Genomic DNA, 22,283 nt, shown 5'->3' with positions numbered 1-22,283 from the left:
GTTACTTTCTCCCGTAGAGATGCGCTGGCTTTTGAAGCGTCTGCGCAGGTTGCGGTGGAGTTGCCTCGGCTTCTATGTCCGGTATCAGCAGTGCTGTTTCCGAGCGGCCGGAACGCGAGGAAAAAAGGCGGGTCACATTCACCTCGAACAGGTGATGAATGGCATATGCTGCAGCCACAGAGGCAAAATAGGCGGCGGCGACAAACAGGATCGACGGACCCTTTCCAAAAAGCAGCCACCAGATTTTTTCCGCCGCGACGATTGCAAAGAAATGAAACAAATACAGCGCGTAGGAGATATCTCCGAGCTGTGTTCCGAGGCCCCGAGCGAGATTTCTCGGGACGGGCTCTTCAAGCACACATAGCCCCACCGAAAGGATACACACGGCCCAGCCGCCTAGCTGCCATGCCATGGGTATGGGGTAGGAACCCACTATCCAGAGAAACACCGCAGCCCAAATTGACAAAATCACGGCGGCAATCGGGAAGAAATGGATACTGCTTACGGCTCCTCGCAGCGCCTCTGCGGCGAGACTGACTGCAGCGCCGGCAGCAAACAGCAGGATGATAGGGTCGGTCCAAAAGGTAATGACGCCGTGCGGAGCAGACGTGTCGCTAAGCGGTTTGTATATCGCGCCGATCGCCACCAGCCCGGCAAGAGTTGAAAAAAGCAGAAGCAGACCGACTTGCCGCTTGAACAGCAGGCAGACTGCAAAAATGCAGTAGAAGAACATTTCGTAGTTGAGCGTCCAGCCGACGCCTAGAAGCGGGCGCATGTATTCGCCCGGCGCAACGGGTACTGGAATGAAGAATAAAGATGTAAGAAGTGTCCTTAGCTCAATTTCGCCGCCCTTATGCAGCCGTAACGCCGCCTCCAGGGCGGTGGCAGCCCAGTACAATGGTACGATCCGTACGATGCGCTTGCGCAGGAAAGTCAGTGGAGCGCCCATTTTTCCGAATTGATCGCCCGCAGTGTGCATCATGATAAAGCCACTGATCACGAAGAAAATTGCAACACCGAGGGTGCCGCTATAGGGAGCGGCGACCCTGACGATGGCCGGATAGTTGGCCCATTCTGCGTTACGCAGGATGCTGTGATCGACCACCACCAGGCTTGCGGCGATACCCCGTAGAACCTGAAGAGAATCAAGCTTACGCATCAAGGCCCCCTTGTCGTCCCAAGCGTGGAGCGCAGGCGCGTTCATTGCCAAAGAGTTCTATTGCCTTGGAAATGGAAACGATCCGCTCGCACGCTCCGGCCGGTTTCATCACCGTACTCCTAAAACCTGAGGGCGCGGGATGGCGCGAGGCGTTGTGTGAACAGGTCCATAATGGCCTTGAGATTGCCGAGAAGCCTGCCAGGCCTATCGATTGACCGTTCGCCGCGGCATGTCCCGTAAAGATTGGCGGCGAGGTTTCGGCCAATGTGGTTGAGTCCCTTTTTCCAGGAACAGGTTCCCTTGGCGATGAGGTAGCAGGGATTGGCGATTTGCGAATAGCCCAGCCGCACGCCGGTTTGCCGGCCCGATTTCACCCCAAGGTGAACACCACAGGCGCGTTCCGCGCGTACGATGCGGCCAAAGGGCGCAAGGCTGCGGCTGAAGTCGACGTCCTCCAACCAGGCATACAGCGGCAACTCCTCGTCAAATCTCAAAGTATTCGCTCGGACGGTTTCGAGTCGAACCGCCATATTGCAGCCGTAGCCGTTATAGATTTCACGAAGACGGACGTCTTGCGGCTCTGATGGAAGCGACAGCCGCCGTAAAGCCTCCTCAAAGGACAAGCCGGGTCCGATTATGCCGTCTGCGACGACGCGGCCCGTGGTCATCACGATATCGGGATAGTCAAAAAACACGGCTGCAATCTCTGCAAGGTAGTCGTCTGCGATGATGAAATCATCGTCGAGAAACAAAAGAATATCGAAATCCTTGGCGGCTTCGATAAGCCGGTTGCGCTGATGTGGCAGCCCGCGGGGACCGATAATGTGGGTCACATCCGCGTAAGTCTCTATCAACGGCGCAACGTCCCCTTCCTCCGGCGAACAAACGAGAACACCGTCGGCCTTACGGGTCTGTCGTGCAAGAAGGCCGACGGTTTCGTGCGCGACCTGCGGACGGTTGGCAGTCGCAATCGCGATGCCGATCCGCAGGCCACCCTCGGTTGGTCCCCGCTCTCCTGATCTTTGCGCCAGCGCCATGCTACTGCTCCGCGCTCTGAAGTGGTTTGCGGGCGAATGCCCAGACCATCACCGGGAAATTCGGTTCGTTCTTCAACGATCCCATGAAGCCGGCCTTTTGCCAGCGTTTGAAGTTCGCCTGCACGCAGCTGCGATTACCCCAGGAGTTTGTAGTGATGTCCTTCTCGGAAAACCCCGCCTCCTGCAACAGGCAGGAAAGCCCCGTTTCCGTCCACCGGTTGCAATCGATCGGGGAAGCGTGCACGCGCAATAGGAATGGGGTGGCGATGACGAAGTAGCCACCCGGCCGCAGCATATTGTAGACGTTGCGCGCTGCGCGCATTGGCCATTTCAGATGTTCGAAAATCTGGTCGGCAATGATCAGATCGAACTGCTGGGGCAACGCTTCACTGCAGATGTCAAAACCTGGATATTCCGTCGTGCGGTAAGACCTGAATTTGAACTCACGCCGCCATTGAACACCGCCGGAGATCTCCAGCGTATCAAGTTCCTCCGGGCCGAGGTCATGGATGAAGGCGAACGCATCGCGGTACATCATGACGCGGACCCAGTCATCCGTCTCATATCCGACGGACTGCAGCGTTTTTCTCAGACGGTCTTTCAGTTCCGGATGGTTGCGCAATTGGACAAGGTTCATGATGACTGCTTCTCCTTCAGTTTTTCCGTTGTGGGCTTCCGTTGAGAACAACCCCCAGGATGTCGGCGCCGACATCACGCAATGCATCGACGATCTGGGCGAGGGTGTCGAAGGAAGACCGGCCGTATAGGGCGACGATAAGCGATCCATCGAGATAGGGTGCGATGGACTTTGCATCGGAGGATCCGGGCATGGAGGGGAGGTCGATCAGAATGAGATCGAAGCGCTCTTTTAGATCCGCAAAGCTGAACGCGATGCGTTCCGATCCGATGCGCTCGCCCGGCGTCACCTCTCGAAAGGTACCGATCGGCAGGATGGTGAAACGCCTGTCGATCCGGCTGACGAAATCAGTGTACGTGCGTGAATCATTCAACACGTCCATCAGACCCACAGCCCGTCCTTCGCCGAAAGTCTGGCTGAGAGTTGGGTTGGTTGCGCTTGCATCGATCAACAATGTCTTTGAGCCAGAGGCAGCCGCAAGGCGCGCGAGATTGTAGGCGACCGTGGTTGCGCCGGCCTTGGCTTCTGTCCCAACCAAGCCGATCAGATTGGCTTTCCGGCTGCGTCGCAGTCCGCCCAAAGTTGCCCTAAGGTCGCGCATGTCACGATCGAACCATTCGCGTGTGCCGGGTTTTCCCGCTTCCCCGGTTTGTAGCAACTCGGCCGGAGACGCCATCCGCTTTGCCCTGCCCCGATTGGCCTGCGCCACCTCACCGATACAGGGAACTCCGATTTCGGTTGTTATGCGGTGGGCCGAAGTAATGAGACGGTTGCCGAAATGGCGCGCGATTGCGACCACAACGCCGGCACCCAGACCGAGTATCAGGGCGAATGCGACCAGAAGCATGCTTTTCGGCTGGCTTTTCGCAACGGGTATGGTTGCTCGCGACACAAAGGTCGCATCGGAAACGGGGTAGGAAATGCGTTGCTTGGCCTCTGACCAGCTTTGCAGATAAGTCTCATAGAGGCGGTGCTGGGTCTCTGCCACGCTCTTGAGCTCGGTGAGTTTGAATTGGCTTCCCGGATCGCCCGAGGATTGAAACTTCATGACCGCGCGGTCGGCAGAAAAGACTGCTTCCTGCAAGTCGGCTACCCGCTGGGCAAGCCATTCGCTCGACTGAAAAGCTGCCTGAGATTTCATTTTCACATTCTGCGCAATATACTGTTCTGACACGGCATTCGCGATGAGGGCTGCCTTGCGCGGATCGCTGGACGCTGCAGAAATCTCTATCACTGTGGACTGGCCCACCCGACGGATCCACAAGCGGCTCCGGAGGGTTGCTATCGTGTAATTTGCCTGCGCGTCTTCCGGTGAGGTTTCCGTTGTTCCTGGGGTTTCACTCCTCTTTGCTGGATCGGAAAGCATGGAGCGAACAGTGTCGGCAATCGGCAAGTGGTCTAGCTGGAACTCGGCATCCGAGGAAAGATTCATGTTTTCGACTACAGCCGTCAGAACGCCTCCGGACTTCATGATTTCCATCTGCCCTTCAACCAGGGATTCTTCGGCAAGTGTCCGTTGCGCATCCGCCCCTGTTGCCTTCTGTGTTTCCAACATAAGTTGGGCACTGGAGACATAGGTTGGCGAGGTGACGGTGACGTAGACGACGGCAAGCGCAACGAAAAGCGCGGTGATGGAAAAGATCAGCAGAGAGTTCGATATAAGGAAGCGAAAAAGCTGGCGGATATCCAGCGGCTTTTCGCGAACCGGAGGGCCTGATGAGGCAGGATAGGCAAGCGAGACCGGCGGGTTATACATGGCGATAACCCCTGTCGCCTGGCATGAAAGCTCCCCGGCCCGAGGCCCGCTGTGTGTCAGTAGAAGCAAACCCTTTGACAAGCGCATTGAGGCGCGGTGGCGATACGAGCACCGGTGCAATCGCCGCAACCGCGGGCGCCCGCAGCGGCCCAAGCGCATAGGCGACGCACAGCCCTGCTGTAATTGCGAACAGGGGACCGAGATCGATTGCGCCAGCGGAAATGGACGCGGCCGTAACCTGCGCGATACAAGAAAACATCGCCGCGAGCCCGACTTTCTGTTCGACGCCGCCGTCCGTATCGCGCCGAAGCACAGATCGAATGAGGCTTGCCAGGAAGATGAAGAAGATCAGCGTGCCGGGAATGCCGACATTGGCAAGGAGCGCAACGACGAGGCTGGATGCCCTTATACTGCCAACGCCGGCTCCCATCCCGCTCGTATCGAGAAAAGAGCTCAGGGCTTGTGCGTTCCAGCGCATCCGTTCCTCGCCGGATGATGACTCCAGTTTCGTTGTAACTGTCGCGTGTATGAGATTGCTGATGCTTTCCGATACGGAGGGGATCAGCATGATTGCCATGACAAGAAGCGGCAGTGCGAACAGGCACGCAACGACATAAGTCAGATGGCGGGGTGTTGCGTTGTTTCTTAGAATGCGGGCTATGCAGAAAAAAAGGACGAGGATACCTGTAACTGCGCTTGCGGCGTAGGCGGTGGTTGAGGTGCACAGGAGCAGCGCAGTCCCAAGCGCGGCCGTTATCGTTCCCAGAAACCGGGCGGGGAAACCCTCTATGGCAAGCATCAGTACGAAAGCAAACAGGGCCAGTGCCGCATAACCAAAGGCCCCTGCCTCGGGAAATGAGCCGACGATACGTTTGAAGCCCTCGATATCGCCGTCGTTGAGCATTCGGTAGTTGGCATTGCGAATGATAGTGAGCAGGTCTGCCGTATTTGTGGCATATGTCACAAGGTCGGCGATGGCGAAGAAAACGCAGATGGCACTGGTGACGATCAAGGCTTGCGCGACGATCGCCATTCCACCGAGGCGGCCGAATCCAGCCACGATCGCAAAGCAGCAGAAGCTTCCGATCATATAGATGGACTGCGTCAGATTAGTCGTGGTTGGCGAGAGCGGTGTGCTCAGAATCCGGTGCATCTCGTTGGTGCGGGCAAGAGAATAGACAATCGTTGCACCTGCAAAAATCCGGGGCAGAAACAGCGCCGTCAAAACGCTGTAGAGTACGAAAAGCGTGAACCAGAACCCGGGGCCTGGATAGCTTAAAGAAGACAGTGCTGCCGAAAGCGTCTTTGCACGCAAGGCGACAGCGGCGGTCAGAAAGAGCAGGGCAAAGTGCGAGGGCTGGATGTTGGCGCCGCCCAGAGCAGGAAGGATCAAGGCCGCTGCTGCCCCAAGGAGCGTGCAGATGCAGAGAAAGTACATTCCAGCCGTCAGGCCAGCCGCCATCGTGTAGATGCCGGCGATAGCGAGAAGTATACCAATGGGCTCTACGATCATTGTTTGGCCTGTCGTTTGGCCGGATGCCCATGGGGCTCCGGCGCTCAATGAAAATGAACGCTCAGTAAGAACCCCGTCCGGAAAACAAGACCGGAACTGTTTTCAGCATGATTGTCAGGTCTTTTGTAAACGACCACGTCGTGCAGTACTCGGTATCCAGCCGCACACGCTCCGCATAGGACACATCGTTTCTGCCATTGACTTGCCAAGCGCCGGTTAACCCAGGCCTCACGGAGTAATAGTGGGCAATATCCCGGCCGTAGCGGGGCACCTCTTCGGCCACGACAGGCCGGGGGCCGACTAGACTCATATCGCCGCGAAAAATATTGAAAAGCTGAGGTAGTTCATCGAGGCTGGACCGACGCAGAGATTTACCGATCGGTGTGAGCCTTGGGTCATACTTCAATTTTTGCGTTGCGCTCCATTCTTCTGCCGCAACGGGATTATTGAGAAGCCACTCCTGTAGACGCAGCTCGGCATCGGTTTTCATCGTCCTGAATTTCAGACACTCGAACGTTTTTCCGCCGTATCCGATGCGCCGGTGCCGAAAGAGTATCGGACCGCCATCACAAATTTTTACCATTATGGCAACCGACGCGAGTACTGGCGACAACAGAACAATCGCGATGAGCGACGCCATGACATCGAGAGTCCGCTTGTATACTCCATTCGGAGCAAAGGACGATGATAAACTATCAGCCGCAGATATCCTTGATTTTCTAACATTAAAAACACTTGTTCTTGGTTCAAGCGTGGGAATTTTCCGGAGATATTTATTCACTCGAAACCCCCTATTTTAAAAAATAACTGATCACGTTTAAATCTAGGAAACGATATTTTGGCGAAACTGTCTGTGACCATGGTCATAGGCAGGTCCGCATTTTTTCGGCATAGTGGAAAAAATTACTGCAATGCAAAAAATAAAAAAAGGAGGAGATACCGGGCGGCAGCACCCTGATTCAGCTGAATATATTTTAGGAGTTTGCTATGTTAAATGCAGACCGAAGTATCGATGGATACTATAGAAGTAAAAGGGGCGAATATCTTTCCATTCTCGGTAAAGATCTTGCCGGAAGGCTTCTGAAAACAAAGACCGTTAAATTTTATGATAAAGGCGACATCATCTCGCAAGGCGAGAAGTCAGCAAATTATATATTAGTAATACATAGTGGTGTCGTTAAAATTCTAACATACCTCATGGATGGCCGGGAATTCGTGGTTGATACCCCAGCCCCGGGCAGCGTGTTTGGTGAGATCGACGTGTTGCGACGCACCAAGCCTTCCTTTGAAGCTCACGCGCTTACGGCCTGCGAAATTTGGGCGCTTGACGCAAAGATTCTCAGAGAGGCGATCGCATCGGATCCGCAAGTCAGCGCGAACGTCCTCTACTACGTGGTGGAGCGGGTCAAGGACCTCGAAGATCGCCTGGTCTGCTTGGCGTCGGTCAGCATCCCATCTCGTCTGGCAAACGCCTTGCTCAGGCTCTATTCAGCCGAAAGCCCATGCGGCCATATGGCTGCGACAATCAATATCTCGCAGCACGAATTGGCGTCAATGCTCCCGGCATCACGCGAAAAGGTCAACAGGTGCCTGAGGGAGTGGGAGCGCAGCCGGATAGTCGATCTTTCGCCAGGTGCGATCACCATCACAAACCCGCGAGCTCTCTATGAATACGCGATCTGCTGACCGGACGGAAATCGACGGCGCAAGCGCCGCATTCGCACGCGCACCGCGGCAGGCCTGGATCGACGTCGCACGCGCCGTTGCCCTGGTGCTGGTTGTGACCGGCCACACCGAGCGTGGCCTGGTCGCTGCGGGCATCATGACAAGTGACGCAGCGCAAGATTTCGATCTGGTGGTTTACAGTTTCCACATTCCGCTATTTTTCTTGATCTCGGGATTGCTCTTTGCGCAGTCGACTAGGCGGCGGCCGTTTGTCCAGACTTGGAAAGCCCGCACAATGCGGCTTCTGCGTCCATGTCTGATCTGGTCCGTTGTGTTGCTTGTCCTTATCGTTCTCGCGGCCAATCTCGCCAACGCTCCGGTCAGCCCAGCCGACGCTTTCTCCAGCCTTTTGTTACTGCCGTTGCAACCAGTCAGTATCTTCTGGTTTTTGTATACGTTGCTTTTATGCATGGCGGTCTCAGGCCTTGCCATTGAAAACCGCCTCTGCACGGTTCGTCAGCTGCTATTTTGGTCGATAGCGCTTCATTTGGCCTATCTGCTGTTCCTGAGCGACCGACAGGCCGGGATGGGGCTGCATTTTATCCGGTTTGCGGAACATCAATTTTACTTTGCACTCGGGATTTACCTTGCCCGAGCCGTACCGGAAGACGGAAGCCGAAAGGTTGCCAAAAAAGCAATTTCCGGAAAGTACATTGCCACTGCCATCGTTTTCATGGCTGCATGTTTCTTCGCTGCTGCCACAGCTCTGATCAGATTTCAGCTTTCCTATCATTCTCCGATTGGGACGATTGCTGCCTTGAGCGCTAGCGGGGTGATTCTCGCTACCTGTTACCTCGCTTTGAGCATCTGGGAATTCTCCGCGCCGGCTTCGGTCCTCTCTATATCGAAGGAGACTCTTGCGATTTTCTGCATGCATGTACCTTTCGTCAGCGGTACACGGATGGCGCTCAGCCACTTGGGCGTGGAGGGAGCAGCACTCCACCTCCTGTCGGGAACGGTAATAGGAATTTTTGGGGCGCTGCTCGCTCTCAAATTACTGGATAATATGGGTCTGGCAGCAATTGCAGGCTTTGCTAGCGAGCATCGCGCTCAATCATTTGCGAGGCTGCCATGATCACGCGCTTGCGGGATATTCCTGCCACCAGTCTTGCATCTTCAGATACAAACCCTGCGCACGGGGTGACTGATGCTCCGTTTTTACGCCAAGCCCGCAGTGCAGGAGCTACTTCCACCATCCCGGCGCTTCAAAAATCCGGCGGGGTGAGCGGGCGAAGCATCGAAGGAGACATTTTCCGCAAGCACGAAGGTTTCCACGCCATCGATCGTTTGGTGGTTATAAACGATCTCGCGGTCGCGAGAGGTGGCGGGACGGGGCTTGCACTATTGTCGGTGAAGCTGTTCCGCCAGCTAAGTATCCCGGTAACTTATATTTGCGGAGACGACGGAGTAAATCCGGAACTTGCTGCGCTCGGCGTCGAGATCGTACCGCTCTGCGGCGAGCATATTTTGACTGGCTCCCCAGGCCGCACGATGGCGAGGGGCATCCACAACTGCAGCGCCAAGAGGATGCTCAAAGGGTGGATCGCCGCCAATGATACGGCAGGTACGGTCTATCACGTTCATGGCTGGTCAAAAATCCTGTCGCCAGCGATTTTCGCTGCGCTCGCGCCCGTTTCGCACCGGAGCATTCTCCACGCCCATGATTTCTTTCTGGCGTGCCCAAATGGCGCATTTTATGACTATCAGCGTCAAACGGCCTGTGCGCGCACACCACTCAGTTTCACTTGCGCGGCCTGTAACTGCGACAAGCGGAGTTACGCGCAGAAAATCTGGCGCTCTGCCCGTTCGGCCAGGCTGCGTTCGCTCCTACTTCGCAAAGGGACATCCGCAAGGCGTGTGCTTCTACTGCACGAAAAGATGGCGTCCGCCTTCGAGCGGTCCGGCTATGCGCCTGACAGGCTGCATACGCTGCGCAATCCGGTCGTTCCCTATCGCAGCGAGCGTGTTCGCGCCGAGGATAACTCGGACTTCTTCTTTGTTGGTCGATTGGAGCCTGAGAAAGGCGTTGAGGAAGCCGTCGATGCCGCCGCCGCCGCGGGCGTGCCGTTGACGATCATCGGGGACGGTCCCCTCAAAGAGAGACTTTCCCGGCATTCCAAGGGTGTTCGGCTGATGGGCTGGCAAAGCCACGCTCAAATTGCCGAACGCGTTCGCAGCGCCAGAGCCTTGCTTATGCCGACACGATATCCCGAGCCTTTCGGGCTGGTTGCGGTCGAAGCCTCGCAAAGCGGTATTCCCGTTTTGCTCTCCAACAAAGCCTATCTTGCCGATGAGATGGTCTCGACCGGAATTGCCCTGGCTTGCGACACGTCCAACGCATCTGTTTTTGCCGAAACGTTGCAGCATCTTGCTGAGATGTCCAGGGATGACATCCAAGCTATGAGCGAGAGGGCCTTTCATCGAGCGGCGAAGCTATCGACCTCTCCGGAAGAGTGGCGCGACGCACTCGTAGAGCATTACACCCATTTGATCGCGGGGGCGTAACAATGTCAGGGGGATTGACCGGCAAGTTGATCGTGGTGACGGGGGCTGCTGGGTTCATCGGCTCCAATATCGCGCATGCGCTCATCCGCAAAGGCGCCTCTGTCATTGCGTGCGACTGGTTTGGCAGTGACAACCGCTGGCTCAATGTTGCTGACCTCAGGCTGGATGACATCATCCGGCCGGAAGATTTGATGACCTGGCTTCGCAACAACTGCCGACCGCTGGATGCCATCGTCCACATGGGAGCGATTTCCGCGACCACTGAGCGCGACGTTGATCGCATTATCAGCAACAATGTTCGTCTGTCGCTCGATCTGTGGGATCATTGCCGGCACAGCGACGTCGCTTTCGTTTATGCCTCCTCGGCCGCGACATATGGCGATGGGTCGCACGGGTTCAGCGACGACGATACGGAGGGCGGGCTGGCGAGGCTGGCGCCTCTCAATCCCTACGGCTGGAGCAAGCATTTTGTCGACCGGCGTATCTCTGCGGATGTCTACCGTGGTGATGCGGCTCCGCAACGTTGGGCTGGTCTGAAGTTCTTTAACGTCTACGGACCACGCGAGAGCCATAAGCTCGATATGCGGTCAGTGGTTCACCAGATCTGGCCGAGGGTGGCGGCGGGTTCCCCCGTCTATCTCTTCAAATCGCAAGATGAACACTATCCCGACGGTGGACAGATGCGTGACTTCGTATCCGTGGATGACTGTGTGCATGTGGTGCTCCGTGTCCTCGAGGCGCAAGCCGTCGGCGGCATTTTCAATGTCGGAACCGGTCAGGCACGCTCATTTCGCGACCTCGCGATCGCGGTCTTCGATGCCGTCGGCGCGTCTCCGCGGATCGAATATATGGACATGCCGGAGCGGTTGCGCGGTCGCTATCAATACTTCACCCAGGCGGACACGACGAGACTCGTGGCCAATGGCCTAGCCCCCAATTTTCAGACCCTGGAAGAGGGAGTGACACGTTATGTCGACTGGCTTTCAAAGCATCCAGACCAATAGCAGCGCCATACCTGTGCGCCCCGCCTCACTGCCGGATGGCAGCGCGCCAATGGTATTGGCTCGTCCGGCGATGGCATTGCCTGTGGAATGGACCGGAACCGGCACTTTGAAACCCGCACCGCTTCGCATCCGGCTTTTCAATGTCAAATTCAGTCCCAATCTCGGCGATGGCCTGCTGTCGGAGTGCTTGGAAAAGGCTCTGATTGCGCTCGGAGCAAGCGAGGATACCTGGTCAATCGACCTCGCGGGCAGGCAGGCCTATGGCGATGGCCTGACAGGGCGCCTTCAGATCATGTCTGCGCTTGACAGAATGCCGAAATGGTTAAGACGCCATGTCATCCGCATCCCTTTGGCGATCCAAGCATATCGCAAATGGCATCCCCATTATGCAACCTGCGTCGAGGGCGCCAATGCAATCGCGATCGGCGGCGGCAATCTCATTTCTGACATCGATCTAAATTTCCCCACCAAGCTAACGCTGGCAATCCGGGAAGCGGAGCGGCTGCAATTGCCGTTCGTCGTTTATGCATCCGGAGTAACCCCGGACTGGACCGCAAGGGGAACCGGAATGATGAAAAAGGCCTTTGCGAGCCCATTCCTACGCGGCGTCTTTGTTCGCGATCACGATTCCAAGATCCTTTGGGATGAGAAGCTGGGCGAGGCAAGTGGGTTCAAGGCCATTGTGGTGCGCGATCCGGGTCTGCTTGCATCCGACTTCATCTCGCCATCCCGCCTATTCGCCAGCGAACGTCCGGTTGCCGGTGTGGGAGTTATGAGCCACATAGCGATCCGATATCATGCCGACAATGCGCCGGACCCCGCTTATCTTGAGAATTGGTACGTGGATTTGGTAGGCGGCTTGGTCGAGAAGGGCTACCACGCTGTTGCCTTCACCAATGGAAGCCCCGAAGACGTTGTTTATCTCGCCAAACTCCGACCTCGGTTGCAGGCCATTGCAGGAGACGCGATTTCGTTCCCAGTCCAGGACACGCCGAGCGAACTCTGCGCGATTATTTCGAGCCTTGATGTGCTTGTCGCCTATCGCATGCATGCGGTCATCGCGGCCTATTCGTTCGGCGTTCCGGCCGTAGGCCTTGCCTGGGACCGCAAATTGCGGTCGTTCATGACATCCGTGAACCGCGACGAGTTTCTCTGCGAGGTCGCCCGGACAAAAGCCGCCGCAGCCGTTGAACTCGCCTGTCGCGCACATTTAACGCCCATTTCGCGTGTTGAACACAAGCAGGCGCTCTCGGAAGCGTGGGAAGGCGTGACGCAACTCCTTGAAGTATTGGAGGCCGCATCATGAACGTTGTGGCACTGGAACGACGCCCCAATCTTGCCGGACTTTGTAACCGTATGAGAGAGTGGGTCTTCCGGGATGCTTTGCCTTTTTGGAGCACGACGGGGGTCGATGGCAATCGGGGCTTCGTTGAGGCCCTGGATCTGGACGGCAAGCCCAAATCCGTCGGCTTCAAGCGCACCCGCGTTCACGCCCGTCAAATCTATGTTTTCAGCCACGCCTACACGCTCGGCTTCGAGCCGGGCCTTCGAACTGCCAATAACGGGCTCGATTTCCTGCGCGCGAATGCTTGGCGGCCCGGCGGAGGTTGGGTCACGTCGATGGGGGAGGGAGGCGGGATCGTCAACGCGGATCTCGATCTCTACGATCAGGCCTTCGTTCTTCTGGCTTTCGCCTGGTGGACGAGGGCAACGGGTAGGAATGATCTTATTCCCTGGATTGACCTGACCCTGGAAGCAATTGACGACCATTTCGGCCGCGTTGACGGACAGGGATGGAGCAGCGGGCCAGCAGGTGAAGGCAGGCTTTTGCAGAATCCGCACATGCACATGCTTGAAGCGCTCTTGGCGCTGCAGACCGTTCATCCAACCGCCGGCGTCACGCGGCGTTTGAAGCAAATCTTCAGCCTTTTTGAAGATCGGCTGTTTGATTACACGACTGGAACGATAGCCGAGTATTACGACGACCAATGGCGCCGCATCGGTGGCGATTATGGCCATATCGTCGAGCCGGGACACCATTTTGAATGGTATTGGCTTCTTCGCCATGCCGAGCAATGGACGGGTTATCCCGGCCGTGAAGCCGCTGAGAGGCTGTTTGCCTTTGCTCAATGCCATGGGGTCGATACAAAGACCGGTCTCATTCATGACGAGCTGTTGAGCGACGGTACAGTGCAGTCAAGCCGCCACCGGTCGTGGCCGCAGACGGAGAGGCTGAAAGCGCTTCTGGCCCGCGCGGAATTCGACGGTGACTTCGACCGAGACTGTGTCACGACAGTGCTGAGCGTACTCTTGGAGAAGTATCTCGGTATTGCGCCGCGCGGATGCTGGATCGACCACCTCGATGGAGCTGGCCGGCCGTGTGTTTCGGCTATTCCTGCAAGCACCCTTTACCATATTTTCTTAGCAACCGCCGAGCTCATTCGCCTTGAGCGACTCTGGGCTGGGGACAGAACAAGTCATGGAGCGCTGCAATGATTGTAGACAATTTTCTCAGCTGCCGCATTCTTGTCGTTGGAGACATCATGCTCGACCACTATGTTCGTGGATCGGTCCAGCGTGTCTCGCCGGAAGCCCCTGCTTTGGTATTGCAAATTCAAGACGAGCATTGGGCAATTGGCGGCGCCGGCAACGTCGCCGCTAACATCGCCTCGCTCGGGGGGGCCGCCATCCTACTGGGCCTGGTTGGCTGCGATCCGGCGGGCGCAATGCTGAAGGAGATGAATCTCAACCGAAACCCGCGGGTCGATGCGCGGCTCTACTGCCAACCGGGCTTCAACACGATCGAGAAAACACGGTTCCTCGCGCAGGACAGGCACTTGTTGCGCGCCGATCGTGAGAGCCTGATTATCAGCGATGAGGCGGAACAGGGCATTATTACAGAAATACGAAAGGCTGCTGCAGAGTGCTCCGCCATGGTTATTTCCGATTATGCGAAAGGCGTTATAACCCCAAAGGTCGTCAAGACTGTGATCGAAGTGGCCGAGCAATGGGGCATTCCCGTCATTGCCGATCCGAAGCAGCCCGATTTCTCATATTACAAAGGCTGCTCGGTGTTGACGCCGAACCGTAAGGAGCTTGCCGCTGCAAGCGGTAGAGAGGCAGACAGCGAGGAAGGCATTGCTGCAGGCATCGCCACCGCGCTGGAACAGTTCGCCGCGCCGATCCTGCTGACGCGTTCCGAGCAGGGTATATCGCTTTTCAGGCCGGGCAAGTCACCCGTTCATGAGCCGGCGCGCGCGCAACTCGTGCGCGATGTATCCGGTGCAGGCGACACGGTCGTGGCGGCATTCTCGCTCGCACTCGCGGCAGGTGAAAGTATGCCGAAGGCGATGACTATTGCCAATATCGCGGCCTCGGTTGCTGTTACCAAGAGCGGAACGGCGATGGTGACGGCGGAGGAACTGGCCGGAGCGCTCCTTATCGAAGCTGAACCCTCGAGGCGAGACAAGAAGCTTGGGACGCTCGCACTGGCCTATGCTCGCCGCGAGGCGTGGCGGCGGGAGGGGCTCACCGTCGGCTTCACGAACGGGTGCTTCGATATTCTGCACCCAGGCCATGTGAAGCTCCTGAAGGCCGCCAAGTCGCAGTGCGACCGGCTTGTGGTTGGGCTCAATACGGACGCTTCGGTTCGTCGCCTGAAAGGGCCAGAGCGGCCGATACAGGCTGAAGGATCGCGGGCCGTCGTGATCGCGGCGCTCGATACCGTCGATATGGTCATGCTCTTCGACGACGACACGCCCATGGAACTCATCCAGGTCTTGCGTCCGGACGTCATCTTGAAAGGGGCCGACTATACCGTCGACAGCGTTGTTGGTGGCGCATTCGTCCGCGCCTATGGTGGGAAAGTGGTGCTTGTGGATCTTGAGGCGGATCAATCCACCACGGGCGTCATCGCGCGGGCTCAGGCCGCACGCATGCCGCATAACGAAGCGGTACACTGACCATGGCCCGCTCTAACGGTTGGATGCGATGGCTCGATCGGTCGCTGCTTGCAGCCGCAGCCAGGGTGTTGGCAACGGCAAACCGGCATCGATCACTGCCGGTGTCACCCAGCCGCATCGGCATCATCCAGCCATCTGCGATTGGTGACACGCTGATTGCCTCCGGTGCGGTCACAGCGATCGCGGACCGCTATCCGGAAGCAACCCTTTTTATCTTCCATGGCGAAAACAACGCGCCCGCGGTGGGTATGATTGCGGCGCCGCTGACCGCTATCCGTTGCGATTTCTCGCGGCCGCACCGCGCCCTGCGTATGTTGCGAACGGCCCGCCTCGATCTCGTGATCGATCTGACCCCTTGGCCAAATCTGACGGCTATTCTCGCTCGGCTGAGTGCGACCTGCACAGTTGGGTTCGCGCCGGAAGGCTCTGTGCGGGGCGGGCTCTTCGACGTCGCGGTGCCCCACCGGGGCGAACGGCATGAGCTGGAAAATCTTGCCGCCATGGCACGCGTCTTTGGCGCGATAGGCAAATATCGAATGGAGCTTCGCAGCACGGAGTGTGCGCTGGCTCGTGAACTGCCGCTTGAGCGGCTCGTGGTCTGCCAACTCTCTGCCGGTGGCACAAGGGCAGCGGAAAAGGCTTGGCCACTGGACTACTGGGCGGCTCTATGTCGCAAACTGATCGATCTCGGATATGCGCCGGCCTTTACTGGTGTCGATGCGGATCAAAGGACCGTCGACGAACTGTCGGCGCAACTCGGCCTTTATGCCGCATCGACCATCTCGCTTTGCGGCAAGATCCCCTTGAGCGAACTGGGGGATCTCCTGCGCAGGGCTTATGCCGTCGTCAGTGTCGATACGAGCGTGCTTCATCTCGCAGGTGCGGTCGATGCCCGGGTTTTCGGTCTGCATGGGCCGACGCGCTCCTGGCGATGGGGGGCCCGTTCCGCACGCGGGTACAGCTTCGATTCCCCTCATCCGGATGCTGGCTTCATCGTTTACGGGACCGAAACACATCCTAGCGGCATGGATATCATGAAAGCGCTGGCACCCGACGTCGTTCTGCCAGTCCTCTGCGAGCATAAGACTTGGAAGGAAGGTCGTCTCGAACCGGTCCTGCCTGGCGTATGTCCGGGAGTGACATAAAGGCTTATTCAGGAGCCGTTCTTATCGATGCCAAAGGAGCCACAATGACTGTAACTCGTTATGACGTGCTCACGATCGGTAATGCCATCGTCGATATTATTGCACCCGTCCTGCCCGGCTTCCTCGATCAGGAAGTAATACAAAAAGGCGTGATGCACTTGATTGACGAGGCTCGGGCAGAAAGCCTCTACCGGAAAATGCCGATCCAGAAGAGACAAATTTCAGGCGGCAGTGCCGCCAACACTGCAGCCGGTATCGCATCGCTAGGTGGGAATGCCTGCTTCATTGGCAAGGTTAATGATGACGCACTCGGCGATTTCTTTGCGGATGACCTGACCGCCGCTGGCGTCTATTACAACACTAGACGGCTTGCGAACGGCGAGGCGACCGCCCGCTCTATGATCCTGGTGACGCCGGATGGCGAACGCACCATGAATACCTATCTCGGCGCGTGCCATCAGCTGACCGAGGCCGATATTGATGAACAGGATATCGCGGCAGCTTCTATCACTTTTATGGAGGGCTTTCTCTGGGATCCGCCGAAGGCGAAACAAGCCTTTCTTACCGCGGCGCGTCACGCCCATAAACACGGCAAAACCGTCGCCTTCACCCTCTCAGATCCCTTTTGCGTCTCCCGTTATCGCAGGGAATTCCTGGAGTTGATCCGGTCCGGTACCGTGGATATTCTTATAGCGAACATCCACGAGTTATTGTCGCTCTATCAAACAGGCGACCTGAGGGAGGCTGTTCGGCTCTTGAAGAACGACGTTTCGCTGGCGGCAGTTACCATGGGGGAGGACGGCGCCATGGCCGTCTGCCGCAACGAGGAAATCAGCATGTCTGCCTACCCGGTCGATAAAGTCGTCGATGTTACGGGAGCCGGCGACCTCTTCGCCTCCGGCTTTCTCCTCGGAATCAGTAATGGTCTCACCCCCGCCAAGGCACTCAGGCTCGGCTGCTCGTCCGCCTCCGAGGTTATTACTCATATCGGCGCGAGGCCGGAAGCCAATCTCGCGACATATGTGAGACAGCAAGGCTTCTTTGAAACGCCGTTGCGGCTGGCACTGTGAATCCTTTTTGAGCCAAGGCGCACCAAACTCATGCGCCAATGAAGGTTTAGAACCGGTAAGACGCCGTTGGTCTTTTCGGGAAGAACCGGGCTACGCTACAAATGAATGTTTCATCGTAGACCCACCAATACAGCAATTCCAGAAAACAACTGAAAATTTGCCCTTTTTAGGCCTTCTTCATTTAGCGCCGCGGGTGCGCCGCCAGGAACGATCACATCCGTTTCCGTGTTCGACCCTCCGTCCTACGGTAATAGTGGCTGGCCTATGGGAACGGCCGTGTGCCACTGAGAAGTGCCGTTTCTCTGCCGAACGGATTAATGCGGAGCGGTCGCCGAGATGATCCCGAGCTGACCAAGCCCGCTCACGAAGAGCTGGACCGCAACGGCCGTGAGAAGTAGGCCGAAGACCACCTCCGAGATGATGAGGCTTGCGGGCTTCATCCGTTTTGCGAGCACCTCGATATTGGTGAAGATCAAGTAGTCCAGTGCCGCGACCAACAGGATCAAGACCAGAACAGTTGCTGCGCTGGCGACGGAAATGACCTCGCCGGAGGCAATGATCAACACCGTGATGCCGACGGGGTTGAGAAGGTAGGGAACGGCAAGCGGAAAGACAGCAATCTTCTCCGGATCGATAGGCAACCCAAGTTCGTCATGTTTCTCCGCCGGACCAGCTGCCATTTTCAGTGCAAGGAGGCCGAGAACAATACCACCGGCAATTGCGACCGCTCCGCCCGTTATGTGGAGCAGCCGCATTAGCAATGCGCCAGTCGCGAAGATGATCAGAGCGGTAACGGTTGCAGTCAGGACCATCTGGCGGCCAATCTTGGCTTTGGAGGGTGCGTCGAAACTCTTGGTCATCTCAAGAAAAGGCACGAGGGCGATCTTTGGCCCCATTCCCACGAGGAGCAAAAGGAGAAGCTTCGCGATTAATCCAGCATCGATGACGGTGAAATTCATCCCAATGTTCCCGCGCTCTCATCCCCGTGCAAAGCCGGAGGCATCTTCCCCGAAAGCGCAGCACAAGTCTTTCTGCGCCGTGTCAGTATGCGGAAAAATTCTGACGATGCGAGTATCTAGTGGAGGTTACGTATTATATTTTTTGAATTTCCCATTCGCGCCGGGCGTGGCGTGCTCCAATACGCTCGCTAGCGTGTTCAGATCAACCGGTCGCGTGACCAACAGTTTCCACGCATCTGCCCAACCGGCATCTTAGATCGATCATTGTTCGGAGAAGGCCCTGGACATGCTGTCTGTTACCGGCTTTGCGAGGTAACTGAAGAATGTTCTCTCAGCCGTCTGAATCATCACTTCCACGGGCATGCCGGGCGTTGGAGAGAAACCATGGACCCGTGCCATCTCGCTAGTCGTGATGTTGATGCGCGCAAGATAGACATCGTGAACCGCCATGCCGGCCTTGCTGTCCTGCAGGGCGTCTGCCGAAATGTAGAATACCTTGCCTTGAAGGACCGGTGTTGTCCGCTGGTTGAGTGCGATCAAACGTAAGGTGGCGGCCTGACCCAGCTTCACGCTGTCAATGTCATTGCGAGGGATCTGCGCTTCAATGATCAACGGCACCCCCGCAGGGAGAATTTCAAGAATTGCCTTGCCACTTTCGATGACACCGCCCGTGGTGTGGTAGTGGATACGGACAACGGTTCCGGAAACTGGCGCATTAATGGTCGCCCGCTTGAGGACATTTTCAGCCTCACGCAATTGTTCGCGTACAGTATCGCGTTCACTTTGTATCGACTGCAGTTGTTCGAGAGCCTCTTCCTGGTAAACACCTTCGGCCCGCAGGACTTCTTGTTGGCCCTTAACCATCTGCGCTTGTGTTTCCGCTACCTCCGCCTCAAGGCGGCCGATCTGTCCCTCAGCCTCGGCAATTGCCCTTTGTATGGCCTTTACCTCGTTTGCACGTACGAGCCCCTTGGCCATCAGGCCCTTCTTGCTTTCAAGCTCATCCTTGAGCAGGTCCAACTGGCGCATCGTCGCGCTACGCTGCCTTGTGTATCCTATCTCACGAAATTGCAGAGCTTTCGTGTTCTGCTCCAGAAGGGAAAGTTCACTGGACAGCTTGTGCTGCTGTGCCTTGAAATTGAGTTGCTGGCTGACGAGGATCGACCAGACGTCCTGGTCGGCGCGATGTTCGTTCAGCAGGCTGGTTATATCTAGAACTTCGGCGTTCTCGAATTGTGCCGTCAGACGCGCCGCGGTAACGTCCAATCGTATGCGCCGCAAAAACAGCTCCCGCTTTCTTGCCTGTGCTGCAGTCTCATCAAGCCGGACAAGTGGTTGGTTTTCGATCACTTGATCGCCTTCGCTGACGAGAATCTCCTTGATGACGCCCCCCTCAAGATGCTGCAGGATCTTGTTCTGGCCTGTGGCTACGAAACTCCCCTGGGCAATGATCGCTGCCGCGAGCGGAGCTGTGGACGCCCAGACGCCGAAACCCCCGAAACACACGCCTAAGAGGATCAACCCGACCGTCGTCTGCTTCCAGATCGATCTTGGAACGTCGGAATACCATTGTATATCGTGGACCTTTACGATGTCAGACATAGTGAGCGGCCTCTATTGTAATTGATGACCGAAGACGCCGGTCTCGATATTTATTCCCCGGTTCTCCAAGGCTTTCAAAACGTCCATACGCATTCCAAACAGCGCCACCGTTCCGTTCACCAACAACAATATCTTGTCGACGCTTTTCAGAAGCGAGGGGCGTTGCGTGATGGTGATCACGGTAATCTTCTGTTCCTTAGCATGCTCCAGGGCTCGCGCGAGTGCCGCGTCACCCGCATTGTCCAGATTCGAGTTGGGCTCATCCAGCACCACGAAATGGGGGTCTCCAAAAAACGCGCGCGCAAGCACGATACGTTGCTTCTGGCCGCCGGAAAGGGGCGAACCATCAGCTGCGACGACCGTTTCATACCCGTGGGGCAGGCTGGCGATCATCTCGTGGACATCAGCCAGCATGGCTGCTCGATAGACCTGCTCATCCTCGGCGTCCGTTCTCATCCGGGCGATATTGGCCTTGATCGTGCCGGGGAAAAGTTGCACGTCCTGCGGCAGGTACCCGATATTCTCACCGAATTGGCGCTGATCCCAATTGCGCAGATCCATCAGGTCCAGCCTCACATTGCCAGAGGTCGGCAATATCGAGCCCACCAGCATTTTGCCCAGCGTTGTCTTGCCGGCGCCGGAATTGCCGATGACGGCGAGGGAATCTCCCGGTTGCAGGGCGAACGAGATGCCGTTGAGGACGACACGCTTGGTGCCGTGCGGCACGTAAAGCAGCCGTTCGACGTCAAGGCGTCCTTCGGGCTTCGGTAGATAGAGGCGTTCAAAGTTCAAAGGCGAAGTCGTCAGCAGCGCGGCTATCCGACCATAGGCCGAACGCGACTGGCTGAATTGGTTCCATCCCTCTATTGCCCCTTCAATCGGCGCAAGTGCACGGCCGGCGATTATCGATGAGGCGATCACCATGCCGCCGGTCAGTTCGCCCTCTACGGACAGATACGCCCCCCAGCCCAGCATCGTCACCTGGGTTAAGAGTCGTGTGCCCCTTGAAATCGCCGATATCGCGATATTCCTATCTTGCGCAATAACCTGCGCTTTCAGGGAGGCGGCAGTGTCCTTTCCCCATATCTGCACAGCTTCCGGTATCATCGCCAATGCATTGATGATCTGCGAGTTGCGTGTCATCGAGTCCAGGTGAAGATTGGCTTTCACTTGGGCTGTGTTGGCATCCGCGAAGGGAGTTGCTGTCAGGCGCTGGTTTATTTGGGTGAGAATCAAAAGCAGGATTGCCGATGTCACGACGATAAATCCGAGATGCGGATGAATGAGGAACACGGCGAGGAGAAACACAGGGGCGATGGGAGCATCAAGAAATGACAGGAGGGTTCTGGAAACGAGGAACGATCGAACCTGCTGCAGGTCCCCGAGAACTTGGTATTCCCGGCCGTTGCCCTGTAGCGAAGCGCGCGATGCCGCGCTCAGGATAGGCGCCCCAAGTTGAGCGGCAACCTCTACGGCAGTGCGCATCAGTACGAAACGCCGCAAGGCGTCGAACATGGACTGAAGTATGATCGCACTGACGATGACGATCGTCAGCATGATCAAGGTGTCAATCGAGCGGCTCGTCAGGACCCGATCTGAAATCTGGAACAGGTAGATCGGGATTGCCAAGACAAGCACGTTGCTGGCGATCGTAAATAACATGACAATCATGAGGTTGTGGCGAACGGCATTAACGCCTGCCTTGAGACTGGCGTTGAAATCGATGGGGCCGAGACGCTTGTGGAACGTACCGCGTCCACTGCCCGTTCCCTTCCCGCCTCCACCCGCATTTGGTTTTTCGGAAGACTGAGGATCGATCAAAACCGGTCCACGGTCACCCTCCAGGATTTTCATGCCATCGCCCGCCTTGGCTTGCGGTACGTCGCGTGCCGACGGCTCAGCCGGCGCGGTGTCAACGGTTTTCAACGTGGCGCGGATAGTGCCCGGACGTGGGGTGAAGGTTTTGGTGATAGTGTGTGGGCGTTGTACTTGCTGACCATTCATTTCGCCTTGGCGGCTAGATCTGTCCGTGGGGGCTGGGGCGTCTCCCAGGCTAGCCTTCAGGCATTCCTCCACCGCCTGCTCAAGTTTCGCACATGCCGCCTCGATATCTTCGTATGCGTCCCGGGGCGGTCTTTTATTTTCTATCTTCGCCTCCCTCGGTCCAACCGGAACGGTCAGGCGACTGCGAATATCGAACATGCATCCC

At 56.9% G+C, this 22,283-nt stretch carries 18 protein-coding genes; 9 read left to right on the top strand and 9 right to left on the bottom strand.

Annotation, left to right across the window (positions count from 1 at the left end; genetic code table 11):
- Position 1 precedes the first annotated feature (1 nt).
- The 6 genes from ACP7BS_RS10360 to ACP7BS_RS10335 all read right to left on the bottom strand — a co-directional run bounded on the left by ACP7BS_RS10360 (position 2) and on the right by ACP7BS_RS10335 (position 6,811).
- The gene (locus ACP7BS_RS10360) at positions 2-1,159 is read right to left on the bottom strand and encodes an acyltransferase family protein (RefSeq protein ID WP_426237953.1); all 1,158 of its coding nucleotides are present in this window, start codon (positions 1,157-1,159) and stop codon (positions 2-4) included.
- 119 nt (positions 1,160-1,278) lie between these two features.
- Positions 1,279-2,196, bottom strand: coding sequence for a glycosyltransferase family 2 protein (locus ACP7BS_RS10355; protein WP_426237951.1), 918 nt, complete (start codon positions 2,194-2,196; stop codon positions 1,279-1,281).
- A gap of 1 nt (position 2,197) precedes the next feature.
- Positions 2,198-2,833 carry a class I SAM-dependent methyltransferase gene (locus ACP7BS_RS10350; protein WP_426230659.1) on the bottom strand — a complete coding sequence of 212 codons (636 nt, stop codon included), beginning with the start codon at positions 2,831-2,833 and terminating at the stop codon, positions 2,198-2,200.
- A 16-nt stretch (positions 2,834-2,849) separates the two neighbouring features.
- Positions 2,850-4,589 (bottom strand): GumC family protein, encoded by a 1,740-nt coding sequence (locus ACP7BS_RS10345; protein ID WP_426230658.1) that lies wholly within the window; start codon positions 4,587-4,589, stop codon positions 2,850-2,852.
- The gene (locus ACP7BS_RS10340) at positions 4,582-5,814 is read right to left on the bottom strand and encodes a hypothetical protein (RefSeq protein ID WP_426237950.1); all 1,233 of its coding nucleotides are present in this window, start codon (positions 5,812-5,814) and stop codon (positions 4,582-4,584) included. The genes ACP7BS_RS10345 and ACP7BS_RS10340 overlap by 8 nt, the downstream gene beginning before the upstream one ends.
- A 349-nt stretch (positions 5,815-6,163) precedes the next feature.
- On the bottom strand, positions 6,164-6,811 hold the full coding sequence (locus ACP7BS_RS10335; protein WP_426238075.1) for a sugar transferase: 648 nt from the start codon (positions 6,809-6,811) through the stop codon (positions 6,164-6,166).
- A gap of 278 nt (positions 6,812-7,089) precedes the next feature.
- On the opposite strand from ACP7BS_RS10335, the gene ACP7BS_RS10330 reads away from it, so the two are divergent.
- From ACP7BS_RS10330 to ACP7BS_RS10290, 9 genes are read left to right on the top strand one after another with little or no spacing between them, the layout of a single operon-like run.
- On the top strand, positions 7,090-7,788 hold the full coding sequence (locus ACP7BS_RS10330) for a Crp/Fnr family transcriptional regulator (protein WP_426237948.1): 699 nt from the start codon (positions 7,090-7,092) through the stop codon (positions 7,786-7,788).
- Complete coding sequence (locus tag ACP7BS_RS10325) at positions 7,769-8,902, top strand: acyltransferase family protein (protein WP_426237946.1); 1,134 nt, start codon at positions 7,769-7,771, stop codon at positions 8,900-8,902. The genes ACP7BS_RS10330 and ACP7BS_RS10325 overlap by 20 nt, the downstream gene beginning before the upstream one ends.
- Positions 8,899-10,332, top strand: coding sequence for a glycosyltransferase family 4 protein (locus ACP7BS_RS10320; RefSeq protein WP_426237944.1), 1,434 nt, complete (start codon positions 8,899-8,901; stop codon positions 10,330-10,332). Before ACP7BS_RS10325 ends, ACP7BS_RS10320 begins: the two co-directional genes overlap by 4 nt.
- Positions 10,333-10,358: 26 nt before the next feature.
- Positions 10,359-11,336, top strand: coding sequence for an ADP-glyceromanno-heptose 6-epimerase (rfaD, locus tag ACP7BS_RS10315; protein WP_426230767.1), 978 nt, complete (start codon positions 10,359-10,361; stop codon positions 11,334-11,336).
- Positions 11,302-12,642 (top strand): polysaccharide pyruvyl transferase family protein, encoded by a 1,341-nt coding sequence (locus tag ACP7BS_RS10310; RefSeq protein ID WP_426237942.1) that lies wholly within the window; start codon positions 11,302-11,304, stop codon positions 12,640-12,642. The genes rfaD and ACP7BS_RS10310 overlap by 35 nt, the downstream gene beginning before the upstream one ends.
- Positions 12,639-13,832: an AGE family epimerase/isomerase gene (locus ACP7BS_RS10305; protein WP_426230652.1), complete on the top strand. Its 1,194-nt coding sequence runs from the start codon at positions 12,639-12,641 to the stop codon at positions 13,830-13,832. The genes ACP7BS_RS10310 and ACP7BS_RS10305 overlap by 4 nt, the downstream gene beginning before the upstream one ends.
- Positions 13,829-15,298 carry a D-glycero-beta-D-manno-heptose 1-phosphate adenylyltransferase gene (gene rfaE2 / locus ACP7BS_RS10300; RefSeq protein ID WP_426237940.1) on the top strand — a complete coding sequence of 490 codons (1,470 nt, stop codon included), beginning with the start codon at positions 13,829-13,831 and terminating at the stop codon, positions 15,296-15,298. Before ACP7BS_RS10305 ends, rfaE2 begins: the two co-directional genes overlap by 4 nt.
- 2 nt (positions 15,299-15,300) lie before the next feature.
- Positions 15,301-16,443: a glycosyltransferase family 9 protein gene (locus tag ACP7BS_RS10295; RefSeq protein ID WP_426237938.1), complete on the top strand. Its 1,143-nt coding sequence runs from the start codon at positions 15,301-15,303 to the stop codon at positions 16,441-16,443.
- Between the two features lie 44 nt (positions 16,444-16,487).
- Positions 16,488-17,513 carry an adenosine kinase gene (locus ACP7BS_RS10290; RefSeq protein WP_426237936.1) on the top strand — a complete coding sequence of 342 codons (1,026 nt, stop codon included), beginning with the start codon at positions 16,488-16,490 and terminating at the stop codon, positions 17,511-17,513.
- 314 nt (positions 17,514-17,827) lie between these two features.
- Here ACP7BS_RS10290 and ACP7BS_RS10285 read toward each other — a convergent pair whose 3' ends face one another.
- From ACP7BS_RS10285 to ACP7BS_RS10275, 3 genes are all read right to left on the bottom strand, one after another.
- Positions 17,828-18,472, bottom strand: a complete 645-nt coding sequence (locus ACP7BS_RS10285; RefSeq protein WP_426237935.1) for a MarC family protein — start codon at positions 18,470-18,472, stop codon at positions 17,828-17,830.
- A gap of 261 nt (positions 18,473-18,733) precedes the next feature.
- A complete protein-coding gene (locus ACP7BS_RS10280; protein ID WP_426237933.1) occupies positions 18,734-20,074 on the bottom strand; it encodes an HlyD family type I secretion periplasmic adaptor subunit in 1,341 nt (446 codons plus the stop codon).
- 12 nt (positions 20,075-20,086) lie between these two features.
- Positions 20,087-22,276 (bottom strand): type I secretion system permease/ATPase, encoded by a 2,190-nt coding sequence (locus ACP7BS_RS10275; protein WP_426237931.1) that lies wholly within the window; start codon positions 22,274-22,276, stop codon positions 20,087-20,089.
- Positions 22,277-22,283: the final 7 nt, after the last annotated feature.

This window comes from Pararhizobium sp. DWP1-1-3 (genome assembly GCF_049896125.1).
Taxonomy (GTDB): domain Bacteria; phylum Pseudomonadota; class Alphaproteobacteria; order Rhizobiales; family Rhizobiaceae; genus Pararhizobium.
The sequence above is the reverse complement of the archived record's forward strand: the minus strand, read 5'-3'. Positions and strand labels throughout refer to the sequence as shown.

Bases quoted from the DNA above. Each gene is read 5' to 3' on its own strand.
- ACP7BS_RS10360 (WP_426237953.1), bottom strand. From the start codon at position 1,159: ATGCGTAAGCTTGATTCTCTTCAGGTTCTACGGGGTATCGCCGCAAGC.
- ACP7BS_RS10355 (WP_426237951.1), bottom strand. From the start codon at position 2,196: ATGGCGCTGGCGCAAAGATCAGGAGAGCGGGGACCAACCGAGGGTGGC.
- ACP7BS_RS10350 (WP_426230659.1), bottom strand. From the start codon at position 2,833: ATGAACCTTGTCCAATTGCGCAACCATCCGGAACTGAAAGACCGTCTG.
- ACP7BS_RS10345 (WP_426230658.1), bottom strand. From the start codon at position 4,589: ATGTATAACCCGCCGGTCTCGCTTGCCTATCCTGCCTCATCAGGCCCT.
- ACP7BS_RS10330 (WP_426237948.1), top strand. From the start codon at position 7,090: ATGTTAAATGCAGACCGAAGTATCGATGGATACTATAGAAGTAAAAGG.
- ACP7BS_RS10325 (WP_426237946.1), top strand. From the start codon at position 7,769: ATGAATACGCGATCTGCTGACCGGACGGAAATCGACGGCGCAAGCGCC.
- ACP7BS_RS10320 (WP_426237944.1), top strand. From the start codon at position 8,899: ATGATCACGCGCTTGCGGGATATTCCTGCCACCAGTCTTGCATCTTCA.
- ACP7BS_RS10310 (WP_426237942.1), top strand. From the start codon at position 11,302: ATGTCGACTGGCTTTCAAAGCATCCAGACCAATAGCAGCGCCATACCT.
- ACP7BS_RS10305 (WP_426230652.1), top strand. From the start codon at position 12,639: ATGAACGTTGTGGCACTGGAACGACGCCCCAATCTTGCCGGACTTTGT.
- rfaE2 (WP_426237940.1), top strand. From the start codon at position 13,829: ATGATTGTAGACAATTTTCTCAGCTGCCGCATTCTTGTCGTTGGAGAC.
- ACP7BS_RS10295 (WP_426237938.1), top strand. From the start codon at position 15,301: ATGGCCCGCTCTAACGGTTGGATGCGATGGCTCGATCGGTCGCTGCTT.
- ACP7BS_RS10290 (WP_426237936.1), top strand. From the start codon at position 16,488: ATGACTGTAACTCGTTATGACGTGCTCACGATCGGTAATGCCATCGTC.
- ACP7BS_RS10285 (WP_426237935.1), bottom strand. From the start codon at position 18,472: ATGAATTTCACCGTCATCGATGCTGGATTAATCGCGAAGCTTCTCCTT.
- ACP7BS_RS10280 (WP_426237933.1), bottom strand. From the start codon at position 20,074: ATGTCTGACATCGTAAAGGTCCACGATATACAATGGTATTCCGACGTT.
- ACP7BS_RS10275 (WP_426237931.1), bottom strand. From the start codon at position 22,276: ATGTTCGATATTCGCAGTCGCCTGACCGTTCCGGTTGGACCGAGGGAG.